Below are 18,845 nucleotides of genomic sequence, written 5' to 3'. Positions count from 1 at the left end.
GGGCGCATTCCCCGTTAACTGGATTATAGACAAGGGGTTAGCGGCGCGAGGCAGTATGCAGATTTCCTATGACCGGGCACTGCGAAATATTCGTAGCGCCGTCATCAGGATAAGAAATGTTTATTTAAATAAGGGGAAAAAGATTATTTCAACATCGTGCTAATTAATTTTCCTAACTGAATCACCGCCTGCTCTTCTCGCTCTCCCCACGCCCAGGAGGTATTAAAACGGAAGAACGGTGTCCATGCGTCAGAGGTGGAAAACATTTTTCCTGGCGCAATGCTGATATGGTGCGTTAAGGCCTTTTCACTTAGCAGCCCGGCATCCAGCTGTGCCGGAAGCTCCAGCCATAAAAAGTAGCCGCTGTCGTTATGGTGAATTTTGACCCCGGCGGGCATATGGCGCAGCAGTGACTGCCAGGCTTGCTGTTTTCGCTCAGCGAGCGTTCGTCGCAGGCGGCGAAGATGGGCGTCGTAGCGTTTAGTCGCCAGGTAGTCCACCAGTGCCAGCTGCATAGGGGAGCTGGTCGATAACGTGCTCATCAGTTGCAACTGCTGAATGCGTCGCGCATGTTTTCCGGCCGCCACCCAGCCGATACGGAATCCTGCCACCAGACATTTTGAAAAAGAGGAGCAGTGAAGCGTCATGTCGTCCCGATCCCAGGCTTTTGCCGGAAGCGGTTTTTCGCGGCCGAAATAGAGCTCGCTGTATACATCGTCCTCAATCAGGGTGACGTTATGCTTTGTCAGGAGGGCGACCAGACGGGCTTTTTTCTCTGCACTTAGCGTAAAACCAAGCGGATTCTGGCCGTTGGTCATCAGCCAGCAGGCTTTTACCGGATAGTCATTCAGCGCCTGTTCAAGGGCGTTCAGGTCTATCCCCTCCCGGACGTCCGTGGCGACCGACAACGCTTTGAGCTTCAGGCGTTCCAGCGCCTGCAGCGCGCCATAAAAGCAGGGGTTTTCGACAATCACCCAGTCGCCAGGCTCCGTCACCGCCTGCAAACTCAGGTTCAGCGCTTCGAGCGCACCTGCGGTAATGACAATTTCGTCCGGCGAGATGTTCATCCCCTGCTGCGCATAGCGGCGCGCAATGGCGTGGCGGAGTTCAGCGTTACCCGGCGGCAGGTTTTCAATCACGCTCATCGCAGTCGCCGTTTTGCTGACGTTAGCCAGCGAGCGGTTGAGCTGCTGAAGCGGGAAAAGCCGGGGATCGGGAAAGGCGGATGCGAAAGGAACGACAGACGGATCGCGGCTGGCCTGAAGGACATCGAAGATATAGGTGTTGATATCCACCGCTTCGTCACGCATCACCTGGGCAGGCGGCACAGGCTGGTGCGTGGTCGGGCGGGAGGCAACGTAATAGCCCGATTGTGGCCTGGCGACAATGCGTCCCTGACTTTCCAGCATCTGATACGCGTGGCCAACGGTCATGAAACTCATGCCGCTGCTCGCCACCTGCTCTCGCAGGGAAGGCAGTTTATCGCCCGGCAGCCATACGCCAAGCTCAATTTGCGAGATAATTTGTTGCGCCAGACGCTGGTATTTTTTCATCAGATTCTCCTTATTGCCGACAGTGTATATCAGCAGGAGAAAAAGAGAAGATTTTGCTAACTGTTATGAAAAACCGGGTAGATTACTTACGGTACTCTGTGGTGTGATTCATCGCGGAACGCGCAGCAGCGAGGTGGTCGAGCGTGATCATCGACGATTTGCAAAAAATGCATTTTGCGCCGAATGGGTTTTTCTCAGACACATCAAAGACTGAAGTGCGGTACTGCGAGCCATGACAGCATGGGCAGCGGAAATGGATATAAGAAGTCATAGGATTCTCCTGTTAACGTAAAAACGTAAATTACTAATGGGCCGATTGGGCAATATTGGTTTTAAACAAAACGAATCGGAATGTAGATAAAGACCCAAGAGAGGCTGCGGAGAGGCACAACGTGATGAGAACTGCTTTATAAAACTACGTCAGATATTTTTTTGGACTCAAAACCAGAAATCCATTAACGCATGTTGCTGACGGCAAAGCAAGCGGATTGATGCGTAAAATTCATAAAAATAATTTTTTTATTCCGTAACGGTAATCTATATCAGTTTGTAAAAGCGGGAGTCTGAATCAAACTGTTATGGTTAAAATTCGCTGTTCTGCGTCTGATAGTCCTATCTCTGCGCCTATACCATAACAACACACCGTTTGACATTGAGGCTGTGCATGTTTGGTTTGGATGCTTTTCACCTTGCGCGGATACAGTTTGCCTTTACCGTATCCTTTCACATTATTTTCCCGGCAATCACCATCGGCCTGGCAAGCTATCTTGCCGTGCTCGAAGGATTATGGCTGAAAACAAAAAATCCGGTCTGGCGCTCGCTTTACCATTTCTGGTCGAAGATTTTTGCCGTTAACTTTGGCATGGGCGTAGTCTCCGGCCTGGTCATGGCCTACCAGTTTGGCACCAACTGGAGCGGCTTTTCACAGTTTGCGGGCAGTATTACCGGCCCACTCCTGACCTACGAAGTGCTTACCGCCTTCTTCCTTGAGGCCGGTTTCCTCGGCGTGATGCTGTTCGGCTGGAAGAAAGTCGGACCGGGACTGCACTTCTTCTCCACCTGCATGGTGGCGCTGGGGACTATTATCTCCACCTTCTGGATCCTCTCTTCGAATAGCTGGATGCAGACCCCGCAGGGCTATGAGATTGTCAACGGCCAGGTGGTGCCGGTGGACTGGTTCGCTGTGGTGTTCAACCCCTCCTTCCCTTACCGCCTGCTGCATATGTCGATCGCCGCGTTCCTCAGTAGCGCCCTGTTTGTTGGTGCATCCGCAGCATGGCATTTGCTGCGCGGGAATAATAATCCTGCCATACGGGCAATGTTTTCAATGGCACTGTGGATGACGCTGATTGTCGCTCCCCTCCAGGCTATGGTTGGTGATATGCATGGGTTGAATACTTTAAAGCATCAGCCCGCCAAAATTGCCGCCATTGAGGGCCACTGGGAAAACCCACCGGGTGAGCCGACCCCGTTGCTGCTGTTTGGCTGGCCTGACATGGAGCAAGAGCGCACCCGCTTTGGTCTGGAGATCCCGGCGCTGGGAAGTCTTATCCTGACGCACAGCCTGGATAAACAGGTCCCAGCCCTTAAGGAGTTCCCGAAAGAAGATCGCCCAAACTCGACCATCGTCTTCTGGTCATTCCGCATCATGGCGGGCTTAGGCATGCTGATGTTGCTGCTTGGGGTGATGGCGCTCTGGTTGCGCTACAAAAAGCGCGTTTATTCATCCCGCCCGTTCCTGTGGTTTGCCCTGTTAATGGGCCCATCCGGGCTGATTGCGATTCTGGCAGGCTGGGTCACCACCGAAGTGGGCCGCCAGCCGTGGGTGGTCTATGGACTCCAGCGAACGAAGGATGCGGTATCAGCCCACGGCGATCTGCATATGAGCGTGAGTTTGCTGGCCTTCTTCGTCGTCTACACCTCGGTGTTTGGCGTCGGCTACAGCTATATGGTTCGCCTCATCAAAAAAGGCCCGCAGCCACACGAATCTTTCGCCACCGCGTCCGATGGACGTCCTGCACGCCCGCTTTCAGCCGTCACTACTGAACATAAGGAGCAGCCGTAATGGGTATCGATCTTTCCATTATCTGGTTTGTGATCATTGTCTTTGCCACGCTGATGTATATCGTCATGGACGGCTTTGATCTGGGGATCGGGATGTTGTTCCCCGCAACGCCAAACGCTGACGATCGTGATGTGATGGTCAACAGCGTCGCGCCGGTATGGGACGGCAATGAGACTTGGCTGGTGCTTGGCGGCGCCGCCCTGTTCGGCGCATTCCCGCTGGCGTATGCGGTGATCGTTGATGCCCTCACCATTCCGCTGACATTAATGCTGATCGGACTTATTTTCCGCGGGGTGGCATTCGAGTTTCGTTTTAAAGCCATGCCCGCCCACCGCCCCTTCTGGGATAAAGCGTTTATTGGCGGTTCCATTCTGGCAACGTTTACCCAGGGCGTTACGGTGGGCGCCGTCATTAACGGTTTTACCGTGACAGGCCGAACGTATACGGGTGGTCCGTTTGACTGGTTTACCGCATTTAACCTGTTCTGCGGTGCGGGTCTGATGGTGGCCTACGCGTTGCTGGGATCGACGTGGCTGGTAATGAAAAGCGAAAATGCGCTGCAGCAAAGGATGCGGGCGTTATCCAAAACGTTACTGATTATCCTGCTGGCATTTATTGCGGCGATCAGCCTCTGGACGCCGCTTGCCCACCCGGCCATTGCCGCACGCTGGTTTACGCTGCCGAATCTGTTTTATCTGTTGCCGGTTCCTGCGCTGGTCGTGATTTTTAGCCTGTGTCAGTGGCGCTGCCTGAATAATCCTGACAGCCATAACCGTCCGTTTATCCTGACGTTAGGGCTGATATTCCTTGGTTTTAGCGGGCTTGGGATCAGCATCTGGCCGCATATTATTCCGCCATCCATCACCTTGTGGCAGGCCGCTGCGCCAACGCAAAGCCAGGGCTTTATGCTGGTGGGTGCGCTGTTGATCATCCCCGTCATTCTGGTCTACACCTTCTGGAGTTACTACGTATTTCGCGGCAAAGTTCAGCATGGGGAGGGTTATCACTGATGCAACAACCGGTCTGGAAAAGAGTGTTGTGGCTGGCCATTATCTGGGGCGGCAGCGTACTGGCGCTGGCTGCGGTCAGTATGCTCTTTCGCATATTGATGACGGCAGCCGGGTTTAAATCTCATTAATCGTCATTCCGGGCAACCGCTGCGTTGCCCGGCTCTCCCCGCACTTTCAGATAAACCCCATTAACGCACGTCAGCGTATCGTTACACTGGTAAAAGATTCACAGTATTTATTATTTGAGAACAAAAATGAAAAAGCTCATTGCGTTAAGTGTTATCAGTCTTGTCCTGACCGGCTGCGTTAATCCGGGCAAAGCGTCCGTTCAGCCAGAGCAGCTGAAGAACCATCGTTTTGTACTGGAAAATGTGGATGGCAAAGCCGTGAAGGGCATGACAACACCACCTGAGATCAGTTTTAACGCGCTGCCCGCTCTGAACCTGGTAGATAACATCAGCGTGTCTGGCACGATGTGTAACCGCTTCAACGGACAGGGGAAATTGTCCGAAGGTGAGCTGACAGTGAAAACGCTGGCAATGACGCGCAAACTCTGTACTGAACCGCAGCTTAACGAACTGGATCACACCCTCGGCGACATGCTGCGCAAAGGGGCGCAGGTCGACCTGACGGAAGACCAGTTAACGCTGGCGACCGCCGACAAAACGCTGATGTTTAAACGTGTTGACTGATCAGTAATTACCGCAGCTGCCAACGGCAAGCGACTGTTCACTGCAGCGTTTGCCGTTTGGCAACGCGCACATCCCAATAGCTGAACCATCAAGCTGGCGGGCAACCGACAGCGAGCCGCCAATCATGGCACAGTTGGCTTGTCCTGAGCTGGACATTGACGCTCTCATTCCCGGCGCTACGTGAGCCGCCGTCGCCTGCTGAACAGGCTCACTGCTACATGCCGACAATAATAATGCGGCACACCCAATCAAAAATGCTGAACGCATGCTCTCTCCCCCGTAAATAATGCGAAACCTATGCATAATAGGCATCACCTCCCGTGTCGTCGAGAGCGGAAGTGCGTATTTATGCGCTACTGAAACAATTTCTCGCAATTTTTTTACCCTTTAGTTGATCTACTCATTGATGACGAGAATATCGAGGACACAAAAGCGAAAATCGTAAAACCCCCTGTTTGCTAGACTAAAGAGATAATATTCAAGGCTTGTCGTCTTATGACAGGCCCTCTTTTTTGCGCAATGTAAGGGTGTCGTCCTATGCAAACTATTGACGGTAATGGTGCAGTTGCCTCAGTCGCGTTTCGCACCAGCGAAGTTATCGCCATCTACCCGATTACGCCAAGCTCGACCATGGCGGAACAGGCGGATGCCTGGGCGGGAAACGGGGTAAAAAACGTCTGGGGTGATGTCCCGAGAGTGGTTGAAATGCAGTCTGAAGCGGGAGCGATCGCTACGGTTCATGGTGCGCTGCAGACAGGCGCGCTCTCCACGTCGTTTACCTCCTCACAGGGATTGTTGTTGATGATCCCGACGCTGTACAAACTCGCCGGCCAGCTGACCCCCTTCGTCCTGCACGTCGCCGCACGTACCGTTGCGACCCATGCGCTCTCCATCTTTGGCGATCACTCCGACGTGATGGCCGTGCGTCAGACAGGCTGCGCCATGCTCTGCGCCAGCAGCGTTCAGGAAGCACAAGATTTTGCGTTGATTTCGCATATCGCCACGCTTAAAAGCCGCGTGCCGTTTATCCACTTCTTTGATGGTTTCCGCACGTCTCACGAAATCAACAAAATCGTCCCGCTGGCGGACGATACTATCCTGAATCTTTTGCCGCAGGCGGAAATCGACGCGCATCGCGCCCGTGCCCTTAACCCGGAACACCCGGTAATTCGCGGGACATCAGCCAATCCGGACACCTATTTCCAGTCCCGTGAAGCCACGAATCCGTGGTACAACGCGGTTTATGACCACGTCGAGCAGGCAATGAATGATTTTGCCGCCGCGACCGGGCGCACGTACAAGCCGTTCGAATACTACGGCCATCCGCAGGCTGAACGCGTGATTGTGCTAATGGGTTCCGCCATCGGCACCTGTGAAGAGGTGGTTGACGAGCTGCTGACACGTGGAGAAAAGGTCGGCGTACTTAAAGTGCGTCTGTATCGCCCGTTCTCGGCCAAACATCTGCTCTCTGCCCTGCCGGAAAGCGCGCGTACGGTGGCGGTGCTCGACCGAACCAAAGAACCTGGGGCGCACGCTGAACCGCTTTACCTGGACGTCATGACCGCCCTGGCAGAAGCCTTTAACCAGGGCGAGCGTGAAACACTTCCGCGGGTGATCGGCGGTCGCTATGGCTTATCCTCCAAAGAGTTCGGGCCGGATTGCGTGCTGGCGGTATTTAATGAACTGCGGGAAGCAAAACCCAAACCGCGCTTCACGGTGGGTATCTATGATGATGTCACGAACCTGTCCCTGCCGTTGCCGGAAAATACTCTGCCTTCAACCGCCAAACTTGAAGCACTGTTTTACGGCCTGGGCAGCGATGGCAGCGTCTCGGCGACCAAAAATAACATCAAGATCATCGGTAACTCGACCCCGTGGTACGCACAAGGCTACTTCGTTTACGACTCCAAAAAAGCGGGTGGCCTGACCGTTTCCCACCTGCGCGTCAGCGAGCACCCTATCCGCTCGGCCTACCTCATTTCTCAGGCCGACTTTGTTGGCTGCCACCAGCTACAGTTTATCGACAAATACCAGATGGCGGAGCGCCTGAAGCCAGGCGGTATTTTCCTCCTCAATACGCCGTACAGCGCGGATGAGGTCTGGGCGCGTCTGCCGCAGGAAGTACAGACGGTCCTGAACCAGAAAAAAGCCCGATTCTATGTGGTCAACGCGGCAAAAATTGCCCGCGAATGTGGCCTGGCTGCACGTATCAATACCGTGATGCAGATGGCCTTCTTCCATCTGACCCAAATCCTGCCGGGCGACAGCGCACTGGTAGCGTTGCAGGGCGCGATCGCCAAAAGCTACAGCAGCAAGGGACAGGAGCTGGTAGAGCGCAACTGGCAGGCGCTGGCGCTGGCGCGTGAGTCGCTGTCCGAGGTGCCGCTGCAACCGGTGAATGACGCCAGTCCGAACCGTCCTCCGGTGGTCTCTGATGCGGCGCCTGATTTCGTTAAGACCGTAACGGCAGCCATGCTGGCCGGGCTGGGTGACGCCCTGCCCGTCTCCGCGCTGCCGCCTGATGGAACCTGGCCGATGGGTACCACGCGCTGGGAAAAGCGCAATATCGCCGAAGAAATCCCGATCTGGAAAGAAGAGCTATGCACGCAATGCAACCACTGCGTCGCGGCCTGCCCGCACTCGGCCATTCGTGCCAAGGTCGTGTCACCGGAAGCGATGGAAGACGCACCGGCCAGCCTGCACTCGCTGGATGTAAAATCCCGCGATATGCGCGGACAGAAATACGTTCTCCAGGTCGCGCCGGAAGATTGCACCGGCTGTAACCTCTGCGTTGAGGTCTGCCCGGCGAAAGACAGGCAGAACCCGGACATTAAAGCAATCAACATGATGTCGCGCCTGGAGCACGTTGAAGAAGAGAAAGAGAACTATGACTTCTTCCTGAATCTGCCGGAAATCGATCGCAGCAAACTGGAACGGATTGATATTCGGACTTCGCAGCTCATCACGCCGCTGTTCGAATACTCTGGTGCCTGTTCCGGCTGCGGTGAAACGCCGTATATCAAGCTGCTTACTCAGTTGTATGGCGACCGGATGTTGATTGCTAACGCCACCGGCTGCTCGTCCATCTACGGCGGTAATTTGCCCTCTACGCCTTATACCACCGATGAAAAGGGTCGCGGTCCGGCCTGGGCAAACTCACTATTTGAGGATAACGCCGAGTTTGGCCTGGGCTTCCGCCTCACCGTTGATCAACACCGCGCGCGAGTGATGCGCTTGCTGGAGCAGTTCGCCGGGCAAATTCCTGCCGAACTGAATGCCGCGCTTCACGCCGAAGCAACACCCGACGTGCGTCGCGAGCAGGTGGCAGCGTTGCGTCACGCCCTTCAGGGGGTCGCGGGTGCAGAGCAGTTGCTGACCGACGCTGACGCGCTGGTCGAAAAATCCATCTGGTTGATTGGCGGCGACGGCTGGGCTTACGACATCGGCTTTGGCGGGCTGGATCACGTCCTGAGCCTCACCGAAAACGTCAACATCCTGGTGCTGGATACGCAGTGTTATTCCAATACGGGTGGGCAGGCGTCGAAAGCCACACCGCTGGGCGCCGTCACGAAATTTGGTGAACACGGTAAGCGCAAAGCACGCAAGGATCTCGGCGTGAGTATGATGATGTACGGCCACGTTTACGTCGCGCAAATCTCGCTCGGCGCGCAGCTTAACCGGACGGTGAAAGCGATTCAGGAAGCAGAAGCCTATCCCGGCCCATCGCTGATCATTGCCTACAGCCCGTGCGAAGAGCATGGCTACGATCTGGCGCTCAGCCACGATCAGATGCGTCAACTGACGGCGACCGGCTTCTGGCCGCTGTACCGGTTCGATCCGCGCCGTGCGGACGAGGGGAAATTACCGCTGGCGCTGGATTCGCGTCCGCCGTCAGATGCGCTGGCAGAGACGCTGATGCAGGAGCAGCGCTTCCGTCGCCTCAATGCGCAACAGCCTGAGGTGGCGGAACAACTCTGGAAAGACGCCGCCGCCGATCTGCAAAAACGGTATGACTTCCTGGCACAGCTGGCCGGGAAGGCCGAAAAATCAGCCAGCGACTAACATCACTGCCCGGCTCGTCCGGGCATTTTTATGTCATAAAAAAAGCCCGATGTTCTCACACCGGGCTAATCCAGATAATCAATGAATATCGTTTTAGTTACCTAAATAACATTCATGTGAATTATGGATAAATAATCTTAAAGGCATATAACACCGTTAAGACTACCTGAACTGACGACTCATTAAAAATTTTTATTTGTTATGGTATAACCTTAATTATTCACCAAACAAATGATCATTACCGTGGTTTAATTCAGTTTAGATTTAACTCAATTCGTAACAATTATATTTTATTACTCTTCTGCGGAGTGTTTTAGCATGAGACCACTTTCTTATTTGGAAAGTTCAACAGGTAATTAAATAAAAACAACCGCAAAGGAATACTAAAATGCAAAGAAAAGTACTGGCTCTGATGATTCCGGCTCTGTTAATGGCTGGCGCAGCACATGCGGCAGAAATTTATAATAAAGATGGCAACAAATTAGACCTGTACGGAAAAGTAGACGGCCTGCACTACTTCTCTGATGACACCTCTAAAGATGGCGACCAAACCTACATGCGTCTGGGTTTCAAGGGTGAGACGCAGATCAATGACATGATGACCGGCTACGCCCAGTGGGAGTACAACATTCAGGCTAATAACACTGAAGGGTCTGATAACCAGTCCTGGACGCGTCTGGCCTTCGCCGGTGTAAAAGTGGGTGACTACGGCTCGTTCGATTATGGCCGTAACTATGGCGTGCTGTACGACGTGGAAGGCTGGACCGATATGCTCCCTGAATTCGGCGGCGACTCTTACACCAATGCGGATAATTTTATGACTGGCCGTGCGAACGGCGTCGCAACCTATCGTAACACCGACTTCTACGGTCTGGTGCCGGGTCTGAACTTTGCGCTGCAGTATCAGGGCAAAAATGAAGATGCCAGCAACAACCAGGAAGGCACCAATAATGGCCGCGACACGCGTCATGAGAACGGTGACGGCTTCGGTATTTCGACCACCTACGACCTTGGCATGGGCATCAGCGCCGGTGCTGCGTACACCTCTTCTGACCGTACCAACGACCAGGTGACGAATACCACTGCGGGCGGTGATAAAGCAGATGCCTGGACGGCAGGCCTGAAATATGACGCCAATAATATCTATCTGGCGGCGATGTATTCTGAAACCCGCAACATGACCCCGTACGGTGATAATGCCGACGCCGTGGCGAACAAAACCCAGAACTTTGAAGTGACCGCGCAGTACCAGTTCGATTTCGGTCTGCGTCCGGCCATTTCTTATTTGCAGTCTAAAGGTAAAGACCTGGCCAACGGTCAGGGCGATCAGGACCTGGTTAAATATGCGGATGTAGGCGCTACCTACTATTTCAACAAGAACATGTCCACCTACGTTGATTACAAAATCAACCTGCTGGATGAAGATGATAACTTCTACAAAGACAACGGCATCAGCACCGATGATGTCGTCGCGTTAGGTCTGGTTTACCAGTTCTGATTGTCAGAGCCCGCAGACAATGCGGGCTCACCATTTTTGACGTTCTTAGCTTTTATGGGTCTCTCTTTTGCGAAACGAGAGATAACCAAACACCCCACTTTCGCCGTCCTTCGGATGGTTGACGCCGTCCATTACCGTCACTTCGGGGAAATCAAACGGCGAGACATTTTCAATACAGGACACATTCACGCCGTATTCATTAGGGTTAGAGCGACGCTGATGGAACGTATATATTCCGCAGACTGAGCAAAAGAAATGCCGCGCCGTCCCGGTGTGAAAACGGTACTCCGTCAGCTTGTCCTCGCCTTTGGTTACGGTAATCCCCGATAACGGAGCAGAAACCGCGACTGCGCCCCGCATACGACAAAAAGAGCAGCTGCAGCGCCGCGCGGTGTTAAAGCCATCAGTGAGTTCGACCGTAAAGGCTACCGCGCCACAATGGCACTGCGCATGACGTACTTCAGCCATCGTTATACCCCTTTTCTCACCAGCTGAGCGGCTTTAACGAAAACCTCATCTTCGACACCATCGCCTTTCTGCCTGCCCAGCCTGACCAGTTCATCCACTATGCTGTCGCGATCGATCGGTCTCTGTGCGGAAACCAGTCCAATAACAGCGGCGCCGATCGCCAGCCCCACTAATCCTGTTTGTTCGTCTTTGTTCTTCATCTTCATGCTCCTGATACAACAAACAAGCGTAGCAGGATTTTAAAAACGCGGCGTCAGACCGTATTTGGGCGTTTTGATATTTGCCGCCCAAATCTTGATATCATTTTGCAGGAGTAGCGTGAAATCGGATTTTAGATAGGTCACCAGGCTATTGACGCTGTTCGCATCCACCACGGAGAAATGGTCTATTCTGTTCTGTCCAACCTGAACACAGCGATATTTTGCGGCCAGCACTTTGCCATTTACATTAAGCTGCTGGTTATTTTCATCGCAACGGCCTTCAGTGATGTACGACACCACCAGATTTGCGGATTTACGCTCAGGCTGGAATATGCTCACCATGACAGGAAAACCGTCCGAGGTCTGCGTCATGTCATAGAGAACGGCATTTTTTATATACCAGGTATTATATTCCCGCTCCTGAAACGCTGACCAGCCAGGCGCAGAGAAAAACACCAGTGCTGCCAGTGCAATAGATTTTCTATTCATGGGATGCTGTCGTCCGTGTTGTTGCACGTATTATTCAGATTGTGCAAAAAACAGCAACCCACCAGGAATTGGCCTACTACTTTTGGCAGTAGGCCCGTTTCACGTTATTCAGATGCGTTCTCACCCGTCGCCGCCAGCCCGACACGCTGACCATATGAGAGCTCTAAGGTATTTCCGTCAGGATCGGCAAAGAATACGTAATACCCGACGGGATCACCCAGATCCTCCGGTGCTTTACGTAATACCCCTTCCTCAGTGGCCATCGCCGTTTTTCTGTCAATTTCTTCACGCGTAGCGCAGGCAATCCCAAGGTGGCCAAAATTCCCCAGCGGCGTATCGGTCACGTTGTCTGCCTGCACCAGAACCAGCGCAAAAGGACGGGTGTGGTCAGTCAACCATGCCACTTTTCGGGCATCAGGAAGGCCGGGTTCACGCGAATGCATAACGTCCATCCCGGCGTATCGGCGATAGAACGTGATGCTTTTTTCCAGGTCCCTGACCATAAACGCAACATGCGTGAAGCCTACATCGATGTCTTTCATTTTAAGTTGTTACTCCTGTATCAACATGTCGAAGACATCTTAAAAGCTCAAGTTAACTTGAGGTCAACGGGAATGTGTGCGGTCCTGACAACGCTCAATAAGGGGTAAAAGGAGAGAAATAATACAGCGCCATCATGGCTGAAAGACTCACCACAACACTGATCCAAAACCAGGTTTTGAACGGCTGCTTTTGCGTTTTATGGCGAAAGAGTTGTTGACCCAAAATCGCGCCAGGCCACCCTCCCACAACACCGTACAGGAGTAACGTTGTTTCCGGCACCCTGCGCATCCCTTTCCGTGCTGCCGTTTTATCGGCGCCATAAATGACCACCGTCAGCACATTGATCAGCAGGAACCACACGGCAAAGGAAGACGAGGAGAAAAAGCTGCCGATCGCAGCGACAAGCAGGAGCAAAAAACAAAAACGATTGAGCGTCATAGGAACAGTCACTGGATTGGCGGGCGGATCTGGAAAGCCATTATACGCTATCTTAAGATAGTGTCAGGTTAAGGTGATTATTCCGTAAAACATGCTGGCATTCGTCGCAGCAATCCGTACCATACACGGCACACTTTCGCAGGCTGGTTTTCACTGCAGGCGCGAACCCGTCTTTTATTACCCGTCGGATGGGCACACAAATGCGCAGAGGGTGTTTGAAATCATGCTATCCCGCTGGTGCCCATTTGAGGTTTGAGTTAAGAATAAATGCAAGCTAATCAAGAAATTAACAAGAAAGAGCAATACAACCTGAACAAACTGCAAAAGCGTCTGCGCCGTAATGTGGGCGAAGCCATTGCAGACTTCAACATGATTGAAGAAGGCGACCGCATCATGGTTTGCCTGTCAGGCGGTAAAGACAGCTACACCATGCTGGAGATCCTGCGCAATCTTCAGCAAAGCGCGCCGGTTAATTTTTCGCTGGTAGCGGTCAACCTTGACCAGAAACAGCCGGGCTTTCCGGAACACATTCTGCCGGAATACCTGGAAAATCTGGGCGTTGAGTACAAGATCGTCGAAGAAAATACCTACGGCATTGTGAAAGAGAAGATCCCGGAAGGGAAAACGACCTGCTCGCTTTGCTCCCGTCTGCGCCGTGGCATTCTCTATCGTACCGCGACGGAACTGGGTGCGACCAAAATTGCGCTGGGCCATCACCGCGATGATATCCTGCAGACGCTGTTCCTGAATATGTTCTACGGTGGCAAGATGAAAGGCATGCCGCCTAAGCTGATGAGCGATGACGGCAAGCACATTGTGATCCGCCCTCTTGCCTACTGCCGCGAAAAAGACATTGAGCGTTTTTCACAGGCGAAAGGGTTCCCGATCATTCCATGTAACCTGTGCGGCTCTCAGCCAAACCTGCAGCGTCAGGTGATTGGCGACATGCTGCGCGACTGGGACAAACGTTACCCGGGTCGCATCGAAACCATGTTCAGCGCGATGCAAAACGTGGTCCCTTCACACCTCGCTGACGTTGAGCTCTTCGACTTCAAAGGCATCAACCATGATTCAGAAGTGGTGAATGGCGGTGACCTGGCATTTGACCGGGAAGAGATCCCCATGCAGCCTGCGGGCTGGCAGCCGGAAGACGATGATAACCAACTGGACGAACTGCGTCTGAACGTGCTGGAAGTGAAGTAATCGGTTAGCGTCTCAGAAAGAACTTCTGAGACGCTTTATGCCTTATTTCAGTAGACGAACGCGGCAGGTTTTACCTTTAATCTTGCCCTTTTGCAGCTGCTTCCATGCCTTATGGGCAACTGCCTGACGCACGGCCACATAAACATGCGCCGGATGAACCGCAATCTTACCGATATCCGCCCCTTCCAGACCGATATCGCCAGTTAATGCCCCTAACACATCACCCGGACGCATCTTGGCTTTTTTGCCGCCATCAATACACAGCGTCGCCATTTCGGCCTCCAGCGGCACGAGTTTAACGCTGCCCGGTGCATTCACCCAGTTCAGCGTGATCTGCAGCATTTCAGCGAGAATATTGGCGCGCTGCGCCTCTTCCGGCGCACAGAAGCTGATGGCAAGACCGCTGTTTCCTGCACGTGCGGTACGGCCAATACGGTGGACGTGGACTTCGGGATCCCATGCCAGCTCAAAGTTCACTACCAGCTCAAGGGATTTGATATCCAGACCGCGCGCCGCCACGTCGGTCGCCACCAGAACACGGGCACTACCGTTGGCGAAACGCACCAGGGTCTGATCGCGATCGCGCTGTTCCAGATCGCCATGCAAAGATAAGGCGCTCTGCCCCGCCGCATTCAGCGCATCACACACCGCCTGACAGTCTTTTTTAGTATTACAAAACACCACGCACGACGCAGGCTGATGCTGGCTCAGCAATTTCTGCAGGAGCGGGATTTTTCCCTGCTGTGAGGTTTCAAAGAACTGCTGTTCGATGGCCGGGAGCGCGTCGACGCTGTCTATCTCGATAGTGAGCGGATTTTTCTGCACGCGACCGCTGATTGCGGCGATGGCTTCAGGCCAGGTCGCAGAGAATAGCAACGTCTGGCGATCGTCCGGCGCGAAGCGGATCACTTCATCAATGGCATCACTGAAGCCCATATCCAGCATTCTGTCCGCCTCATCCATCACCAGCGTGCTTAATGCATCCAGCGAAACGGTGCCTTTTTGCAGGTGATCCAGCAGGCGGCCAGGGGTCGCGACAATAATGTGTGGCGCATGCTGGAGCGAATCACGCTGTGCGCCGAACGGCTGTCCACCACAGAGCGTCAGGATCTTGGTATTAGGCATAAAGCGCGCCAGGCGACGCAGTTCACCCGCGACCTGGTCTGCCAGCTCGCGGGTCGGGCACAATATCAGCGACTGAGTCTGGAACAGCGACGCGTCAATATGCTGCAGCAGACCAAGACCGAATGCGGCCGTTTTCCCACTGCCGGTTTTCGCCTGCACGCGTACGTCGCGGCCCTCAAGGATAGCGGGCAGCGCGGCCGCCTGAACAGGCGTCATCGTGAGATATCCCAACTCGTTGAGGTTGTCGAGTTGGGCGGCAGGCAGAACATTCAGGGTAGAAAAAGCGGTCACAGTAGTCTCTCGTGGTGATCTTTACGGTCAGATGGCGCGTATCCTCGCAGATCTCAGGGTTCGATGCGACAATTTAATCGGTTCTTCATCCGGCGGCGGATCGGGCATCGGCTGCGGACGCGGTATGGGATCGGGCATCGGCACAGGATCGGTGGGAACAGGGTCGGACTGACGCGATTGTTGCACGAGCAGAGCGAGTAAAATGCTCATCTTTCCCTCCAGGCTTGGTTGTCGTCCCTTTTAGGGTAGACGCTGAGAAACAGGAGGCAAAAAAAAGCCGACTATTAAAGTCGGCGTCGTACGAATCAATTGTGCTATGCAGTAATTCAAAAAAGGAAGTAAGACAATATGGAGCGCAACGCCCATCGCTTGACGTTGCATTCACCTGCGGGAGTAATATTGCACCTTGCCGGGCTGATGTTTATTGACTTCGCTCAATTAAAAGAGCGTTTTAATCTCTGCAAAAGGGCAAAAAAACGTAAATTTACAGCCATTTACTACGATGCAACCACCATGCAACACCACCAATCAAAACAACTAACATGACGCAAAACGCGGTGAAGCCGTAATGGTAAGCACCACCGGGGATCCCCCCCAGATTGACGCCAAACAGCCCTGTCAGGAAGGTACTGGGTAAGAAGACCATCGCCATCAGAGACATCGTATAGGTTCTTCTCGCCAGCGACTCCTGCATCACCTGAGCAATTTCATCCGCCATCACCGTCGTTCGCGCGATACAGGAGTCGATCTCATCGAGTCCCCTGCCGAGTCTGTCAGCTATGTCCTGCATTCTGCGGCGCTGATCGTCATTCATCCAGTTGAGTCTTTCGCTGGCCAGACGGGCATACACATCCCGCTGCGGTGTCATATAGCGACGCATCACGATCAATTGCTTACGCAATAACGCCAGAAAGCCGCGCGGCGGTATCTGTTGATCGAGCAGGTTATCTTCCAGGTCGATGATTTTATCGTGCAGCTCTTCAATAAACTCGCTCGCATGATCGGTCAGGGCGTCGCAGACGTCCACCAGCCAGCTTCCGCAGTCGACCGGTCCGGTCCCCTCTTTGAGATCGTTCACAATGTCGTCCAGCGCCAGGACCTTCCGCTGGCGGGTGGACACAATCAGCCCGTCGTCCATATAGACGCGCATCGCCACCAGTTGATCGGGACGTTCATCCGTACTGCCATTTATGCAGCGCAGGGTGATAAGCGTTCCGTCACCCATTCTGCTCACACGTGGGCGCAGGCTTTCTCCTGCCAGGGCGTCGCGCACGTTGTTGGGCAACAACGGGGTCGTGGCCAGCCAGTCAGCACTTTCCGGATGGGTATAGTTGAGATGTAGCCAGCAGGGATGCTCTTTATCTATGACATCATTATCTTCCAGCGGCCTGGCACCGCCGCGACCGTCCAGCACCCACGCAAAAACTGCGTCAGGAACGTTAAGTTCTGATCCTTTAATGCTCTCCACTGCGCCTCCCCCCTGTTTAGCTCTTTCGATGTGAGTCTAGCTTCCGTCGGGGGTTAAGCAACAACTATGTCTCGCATGGCGCTGAAATCGCTCAGGAATTGTACATACTGTGTTTCAGGAGAAGAAAAGCCTGGCATGCCAGGCTTTGAAGTGCTGTCAGAGCGAGTGCTCGGGCCGCTGGAGGAAAGGTGCAGGGCCGGTCAACGATGACGGCGAGTGACCCTGCTCAAGCCTGAAATTGCGTGTCCGCGTTTGCAGTTCAATCACCTGATTACGCAGGACATCAGAGGAACCATTGAGTTCCTCCGCCATCGCGACGTTACTTTGCGTGACCCGCTCCAGTTCAGACAGCGCCAGGGTGATCTGGTAAATGCCTTTCTCCTGCTCAGCGGTCGAGGTAGAAATCTCATCCATCAACCGGCTGACATTGCCGGAACCGGTCACGATTTCATGCATATTCTTTTCCGCTTCCGACACGACGCTGGCACCCTGGGTAACATTACTGCTGGTGACGTCAATCAGCGTCTTGATGTTTTTCGCGGCCTCCGCACTGCGGTGCGCAAGGTTTCTCACCTCTTCCGCGACGACGGAGAACCCTTTGCCGTGATCGCCCGCCCGCGCCGCCTCAACCGCCGCGTTAAGCGCCAGGATATTTGTCTGGAATGCAATCCCGTCGATTAGGGAGATAATTTCCGTCATCTGCTGCGCGCACTCGGTTATGGATTGCATATTGCTGGCAACCTGCTCCATCAGCTCTCCTCCCTTACGCGCCTGCAATGTCGCGACGTTTGCCTGCTCGCTCGCCAGACGGGTATTATCGGCATTGTTTCGGGTACTTGCCGCCATCTGCTCCATACTGGCAGCGGTTTGCACCAGAGAGGCAGACTGCTGCTCGGTTTTCACCGAGAGCTGAGCGCTACGGGCAGAGAGTTGATCCGACAAGGTCATGGCGTTTTGAGATGACGCCCTGATCTCACGCACCAGCGTCGCAATGTTACTGGAAAGACTATTAATTCCGGGGATTAATCGTCCCGCGCAGTTATTGCCAAACTCAGGGATTGAGACACCAAGATTACCTGCGGTCACTTCTTCAATACTTTTTTTCACAGTATTGATCGGCGTCACAAGAAACTTCGTCATATAACTCCAGAGCAAAAACAGCGCAACGAAATTAACCAGATTAATCGAAATGAAGAGAGAGAAATTGCTGGAAAATAGAGCAACGATACCTGCATTTACCAAAAAAAGGCATAACAGGAACCAGGCAATGAAGGTCCTGACACTAATATTTCTTAGCATGATTTTACCCACAACTGATATTTTGGTCGGCATTAAGACTTATAGCATTCACTTTTACGTTTGTCCTCACCTAACGCGCTGGTTTCTCGTTTCGCCGTTACGCACCCGATATTTAGCTTAAGTCAGGTAAAAAAAGCGTATTAGTAAAAATGTGCTGCGCCGAATGCTGTGATACTGGTTCACAACCACGTTAAGCGATACCATCACCTGCGACGAGACGATTCGTTCGTCCACGTATTTAAGGCGCTTTGCTAGTGATAGTGGTCTATGTTTAGCAATGCTTAATAAGTTAAAAACGAGAATATATTTTATATTCCCGGTGAGTATAGAGTTGTTATATGACTGGTCATTTTTCACGATAAATAACTAATATGGTTTGAATGCGCATTTTCGTTGCCCGATAAAAATGTGCCGGCAGGCGAAATCGGTAACCCTCTCAGG

General features: G+C 53.2%; 19 protein-coding genes and 1 pseudogene. 8 read left to right on the top strand and 12 right to left on the bottom strand.

All coding sequences use genetic code 11. The features are described from left to right. Window positions 1-143 precede the first annotated feature (143 nt). Window positions 144-1,553 (bottom strand): PLP-dependent aminotransferase family protein, encoded by a 1,410-nt coding sequence (locus ACOTYN_RS15660; protein WP_032636344.1) that lies wholly within the window; start codon window positions 1,551-1,553, stop codon window positions 144-146. A gap of 82 nt (window positions 1,554-1,635) precedes the next feature. Continuing rightward, window positions 1,636-1,824 (bottom strand): hypothetical protein, encoded by a 189-nt coding sequence (locus ACOTYN_RS15655; protein WP_023330507.1) that lies wholly within the window; start codon window positions 1,822-1,824, stop codon window positions 1,636-1,638. Between the two features lie 393 nt (window positions 1,825-2,217). On the opposite strand from ACOTYN_RS15655, the gene ACOTYN_RS15650 reads away from it, so the two are divergent. The 4 genes from ACOTYN_RS15650 to hslJ all read left to right on the top strand — a co-directional run bounded on the left by ACOTYN_RS15650 (window position 2,218) and on the right by hslJ (window position 5,320). After that, a complete protein-coding gene (locus tag ACOTYN_RS15650) occupies window positions 2,218-3,618 on the top strand; it encodes a cytochrome ubiquinol oxidase subunit I (RefSeq protein WP_014883967.1) in 1,401 nt (466 codons plus the stop codon). Then, window positions 3,618-4,628 carry a cytochrome d ubiquinol oxidase subunit II gene (gene cydB / locus ACOTYN_RS15645; RefSeq protein WP_071922185.1) on the top strand — a complete coding sequence of 337 codons (1,011 nt, stop codon included), beginning with the start codon at window positions 3,618-3,620 and terminating at the stop codon, window positions 4,626-4,628. Before ACOTYN_RS15650 ends, cydB begins: the two co-directional genes overlap by 1 nt. Continuing rightward, window positions 4,628-4,756, top strand: coding sequence for a DUF2474 domain-containing protein (locus ACOTYN_RS15640; RefSeq protein WP_023330509.1), 129 nt, complete (start codon window positions 4,628-4,630; stop codon window positions 4,754-4,756). The genes cydB and ACOTYN_RS15640 overlap by 1 nt, the downstream gene beginning before the upstream one ends. Before the next feature lie 126 nt (window positions 4,757-4,882). Continuing rightward, window positions 4,883-5,320 carry a heat shock protein HslJ gene (gene hslJ, locus ACOTYN_RS15635; RefSeq protein WP_014883970.1) on the top strand — a complete coding sequence of 146 codons (438 nt, stop codon included), beginning with the start codon at window positions 4,883-4,885 and terminating at the stop codon, window positions 5,318-5,320. Here the strand turns inward: hslJ and ACOTYN_RS15630 are convergent, their stop codons facing one another. Continuing rightward, complete coding sequence (locus ACOTYN_RS15630; protein WP_023330510.1) at window positions 5,321-5,587, bottom strand: DUF333 domain-containing protein; 267 nt, start codon at window positions 5,585-5,587, stop codon at window positions 5,321-5,323. It lies immediately after the preceding gene. Between the two features lie 270 nt (window positions 5,588-5,857). Between ACOTYN_RS15630 and nifJ the strand changes: the two genes are divergently transcribed. Both nifJ and ompC read left to right on the top strand, forming a co-directional pair. After that, on the top strand, window positions 5,858-9,382 hold the full coding sequence (gene nifJ, locus ACOTYN_RS15625; protein WP_332958268.1) for a pyruvate:ferredoxin (flavodoxin) oxidoreductase: 3,525 nt from the start codon (window positions 5,858-5,860) through the stop codon (window positions 9,380-9,382). Window positions 9,383-9,770: 388 nt separating this feature from the next. Beyond that, entirely contained in the window at window positions 9,771-10,880 is a 1,110-nt protein-coding gene (gene ompC / locus ACOTYN_RS15620; protein ID WP_071922183.1) for a porin OmpC, read from the top strand. A gap of 45 nt (window positions 10,881-10,925) precedes the next feature. Here ompC and ACOTYN_RS15615 read toward each other — a convergent pair whose 3' ends face one another. The 5 genes from ACOTYN_RS15615 to ACOTYN_RS15595 form a co-directional block, all read right to left on the bottom strand. Continuing rightward, a complete protein-coding gene (locus ACOTYN_RS15615) occupies window positions 10,926-11,348 on the bottom strand; it encodes a GFA family protein (protein WP_045135218.1) in 423 nt (140 codons plus the stop codon). A 2-nt stretch (window positions 11,349-11,350) separates the two neighbouring features. After that, window positions 11,351-11,548: a hypothetical protein gene (locus tag ACOTYN_RS15610; RefSeq protein WP_014883975.1), complete on the bottom strand. Its 198-nt coding sequence runs from the start codon at window positions 11,546-11,548 to the stop codon at window positions 11,351-11,353. A gap of 39 nt (window positions 11,549-11,587) precedes the next feature. Then, a complete protein-coding gene (locus ACOTYN_RS15605) occupies window positions 11,588-12,037 on the bottom strand; it encodes a hypothetical protein (RefSeq protein WP_071922182.1) in 450 nt (149 codons plus the stop codon). 104 nt (window positions 12,038-12,141) lie between these two features. Beyond that, complete coding sequence (locus ACOTYN_RS15600; protein ID WP_071922181.1) at window positions 12,142-12,579, bottom strand: VOC family protein; 438 nt, start codon at window positions 12,577-12,579, stop codon at window positions 12,142-12,144. A 94-nt stretch (window positions 12,580-12,673) separates the two neighbouring features. Beyond that, a complete protein-coding gene (locus ACOTYN_RS15595; RefSeq protein WP_014883978.1) occupies window positions 12,674-13,018 on the bottom strand; it encodes a DUF1294 domain-containing protein in 345 nt (114 codons plus the stop codon). An 81-nt stretch (window positions 13,019-13,099) separates the two neighbouring features. On the opposite strand from ACOTYN_RS15595, the pseudogene ACOTYN_RS15590 reads away from it, so the two are divergent. After that, window positions 13,100-13,274: pseudogene (locus ACOTYN_RS15590) on the top strand (hypothetical protein); the annotation flags it as partial. An 11-nt stretch (window positions 13,275-13,285) separates the two neighbouring features. Next, complete coding sequence (ttcA, locus tag ACOTYN_RS15585) at window positions 13,286-14,221, top strand: tRNA 2-thiocytidine(32) synthetase TtcA (protein ID WP_023337352.1); 936 nt, start codon at window positions 13,286-13,288, stop codon at window positions 14,219-14,221. A gap of 42 nt (window positions 14,222-14,263) precedes the next feature. On the opposite strand, the gene dbpA is transcribed toward ttcA, so the two are convergent. The 4 genes from dbpA to ACOTYN_RS15565 all read right to left on the bottom strand — a co-directional run bounded on the left by dbpA (window position 14,264) and on the right by ACOTYN_RS15565 (window position 18,404). After that, on the bottom strand, window positions 14,264-15,637 hold the full coding sequence (gene dbpA, locus ACOTYN_RS15580) for an ATP-dependent RNA helicase DbpA (protein ID WP_332958275.1): 1,374 nt from the start codon (window positions 15,635-15,637) through the stop codon (window positions 14,264-14,266). A gap of 27 nt (window positions 15,638-15,664) precedes the next feature. Further along, window positions 15,665-15,847: a hypothetical protein gene (locus ACOTYN_RS15575; protein ID WP_000025608.1), complete on the bottom strand. Its 183-nt coding sequence runs from the start codon at window positions 15,845-15,847 to the stop codon at window positions 15,665-15,667. A 274-nt stretch (window positions 15,848-16,121) separates the two neighbouring features. Beyond that, window positions 16,122-17,105, bottom strand: a complete 984-nt coding sequence (zntB, locus tag ACOTYN_RS15570; protein ID WP_332958277.1) for a zinc transporter ZntB — start codon at window positions 17,103-17,105, stop codon at window positions 16,122-16,124. A 156-nt stretch (window positions 17,106-17,261) separates the two neighbouring features. Then, complete coding sequence (locus ACOTYN_RS15565) at window positions 17,262-18,404, bottom strand: methyl-accepting chemotaxis protein (RefSeq protein ID WP_023338360.1); 1,143 nt, start codon at window positions 18,402-18,404, stop codon at window positions 17,262-17,264. Window positions 18,405-18,845: the final 441 nt, after the last annotated feature.

This window comes from Enterobacter cloacae complex sp. IR5458 (genome assembly GCF_049238025.1).
Taxonomy (GTDB): Bacteria; Pseudomonadota; Gammaproteobacteria; order Enterobacterales; family Enterobacteriaceae; genus Enterobacter; species Enterobacter kobei.
Note: the sequence above shows the minus strand (reverse complement) of the source record. Positions and strands in the feature narration are given on the sequence as shown.